Origin of the sequence: Nereida sp. MMG025 (assembly GCF_021654165.1) — a bacterium.
GTDB lineage: Bacteria > Pseudomonadota > Alphaproteobacteria > Rhodobacterales > Rhodobacteraceae > Nereida.
The window spans coordinates 1-2657 of sequence record NZ_JAKFZN010000023.1 but is presented as its reverse complement, the minus strand read 5'-3'; the positions used below and the strand labels follow the sequence as shown (position 1 = coordinate 2657).

The window sequence follows — 2657 nt, the reverse complement described above, 5'->3', positions numbered from 1 at the left end:
CATACCCAAAATGCTGCGGAGAAACCTCTAAAAGGGCAGCAAGTTATCGTGGCAACAAACGCGACCGAAGAACTACCATCGTCACTCTTCTACAATTTGTACGGTGCAAGGGTCGTTGAGGAGTACGCCAAAGCGGCTGAGGCATTAGGCGCACACGTTGAGATATGTACGCTGGAGCAAACTCTCTCGCGTTTAACCAATTTTGATGAACCAGTCGGCTTTGTTATCAATGTCTGCGCGGCGTTTCATTCTTTGGAGGGCGAAGGCTTAGTGCAGGCTGTTGCGGCTTTGAGCGGTACACCTTGCTTCCCGTGCCGCGGCGATGTTGCGATCATTGCCGAAGAAAAAATCATTTCGAAGCACATTGCTGCTGAGTGCGGGTTCCGAACACTCCCTAGCTTGCGAAACCTCAACCAGCTCGGAAGGCACAAATCCGTCGTCCGAAAGCCAATAAGCGGTGGCGACAGCAAAGGAGTTGTTCTGGAACGAATGCCATTGGCAGCTGCCGAGCTTGGGCATCACGAGTTCGCTGAACCGTTTGTTGCGGGTACCGACTTAGAAGTCTTTTGCGTCGTGAATCCTACCACGGGTCAACATCATATCCTAAACGCTAAAGTGCGATTGCCAATCGATGGACTTGAGTACGATTTAGTACATGCGACTTCTGCGAAGTTCAGTTCAGACGACTATGATCCCGACGCGAAAGTAGCGATTTCTTGGAAGAGTGTTTGCGTAGCAGATTGTGTTGGCAAAGCGGTGCAGGAGCTTGGACAGGCTTTTCACAAAACCTTCCTGTTTCGTATTGATGGTCGAACCCAGTATAGACCTGACAATCCAGAGCCGCTTGAACTCAACGACTTTGTGTTCCTCGAACTAAACGTAATGCCCACCATTCCTGGCGATGCAGGGTGGCTGTCACCAGCATTGTTCAAATGGGCAAAAACCGATCCAGCAGCTGCGGATCCGACAAACCAACTTTCAGATGGCCAGTTGGCATTGCGGTTGTTGTTGGCCATCTGGCGGCAAGGTTACGTCCAGTCGAAGTCCGTTGACGGGAACACTCCCTGATTTTGAAAAAAAGCTCCTACTTGCCCCGTCAACCGCCCGTTTTTGGTGTGTGACGCAAAGTCTCTTTCGACGATCATTTTTAGGTATGCTTCGGCATTTTCTCCAGCCAAATCGCCAAAGTAACTACTGCTTCGGACGAGAGCCCACATTTGCTCTGCAACTGCGCCGTGCCTGTCTATCTGGATCAGGTTCAAAGCGAACCTAAGGATATGATATTGCCAGACAGGGCTTACTTCCGCCGATTGAATGTCTGAAGCAAAGGACTGGATCTCATCTTGATCCACCTCTCCATAGTAAAGGTGATGGGAAATCAGTCGGTTACACAAAACACTCCAGCGATCAAACTGATCCGCATTCTTAGTTACAAGCTCATCGTACAACCGGACGGCCTCGCGTGTTTTGCCGGTGGTCAGGTAGCCTAGAGCTGCAGCGTTACCCAGCATTGCCAAATTCGTAAAGAAAGGAGCTTCAGAGTCCGCGAAACTATAGCTCTCGTGGGCTTTGGCAGGGTCGCTAGGTTGACTCTGGTAAAGCTCCGTTACGTGTTTGTTTTGCAGCAAGCCCAGGTGGCTAGGCAGGTACATATCGTATGAGAAAGAATTGACTGGGAGACCTTCAAACCGTCGAGCACCGTCATCGAGATAAGCCAGTGCGTCAGGCGAGGTTCCAAAAACCTGATTAGTAAAGCGCAGGACATGAGCAGCAAGGCCTTGCTCCTCAATCATCTTAAGCATTCCCATTGCCGATTGTATCTCGAGCTTTGCTGACTCCTGTATATAGGCTTGCTCAACAAGCGAGTGTATCCATGCGGATGCCCAGAATTCACGGTTATCATCGTTGGCTAGAACCAATTTCCTGTTCGCTTGATCGCTGAGAGCCTTAAGTTCAGGTAGAAGATGTGACGGGTCGAGCGTCGCCTTTTTCGACTTCAAGCGCATCAGACGGTTGATGAAGTCAACTCTTGCATCATCCGTGTCGGGCAGAACCGCAATCGCAGCGGACCGATGGTTGTCGTACCTTGTAAAGTATAGCCGCTCGAAGTCATTTGCCGCGGTATCTGGGAGATCCGTCCTTCTAATGCCACTATGCGAGGGAATGAAGACGTCGCTTGCCGAGTTCAACTTGGAGAAAGTTGAGTACGCCTTGTCACGGTCCTCTACGACAAAGACAATTTTGGGACGTCGGTTGTTATTCGTCGTTCGAAACTGCGATTGAAGATTGGCGAGCGTAGAAGATGTGACCTTGTTTTGCGTAATTTCGATATAGTTCTCGGAAATTTGGGTGTGCGGCCCTCCTGAGCGCGAAAAGTAGGGAAACACAGGCACATGCTCACCTGTTGGCATCAATTGATTATGAATGAGAGCGTGGGTCACAACGTCCATGGTCGCTGCGGCTTTGTGACTGCGGTTGGCGCGTCGCAGAACTCCCACTAGTTCGACAAGATCTTGCTCACGGGTGATTTTGATTGGCTTGACTGCTACTGAGGACCGCAATTGCTCGGCTTGCGTCTCATTGGCGAGCAGTACGGACGTCTTTTCACCTATCGGGCTCTGCTGGAAAAATTCGTCTAAAGCAAAGCCACTGTTAAT

The 2657-nt window shown here is 50.4% G+C and carries 2 protein-coding genes; one reads left to right on the top strand and one right to left on the bottom strand.

Annotated elements, in window-relative coordinates; all coding sequences use genetic code 11:
* Positions 1-1068: hypothetical protein (locus L1065_RS15615; protein ID WP_237096442.1), on the top strand; the 1068-nt coding region annotated here is incomplete at its 5' end.
* On the opposite strand, the gene L1065_RS15610 is transcribed toward L1065_RS15615, so the two are convergent.
* On the bottom strand, positions 1029-2657 hold a 1629-nt coding region (locus tag L1065_RS15610; RefSeq protein WP_237096441.1), incomplete at its 5' end, for a hypothetical protein. The genes L1065_RS15615 and L1065_RS15610 overlap by 40 nt on opposite strands.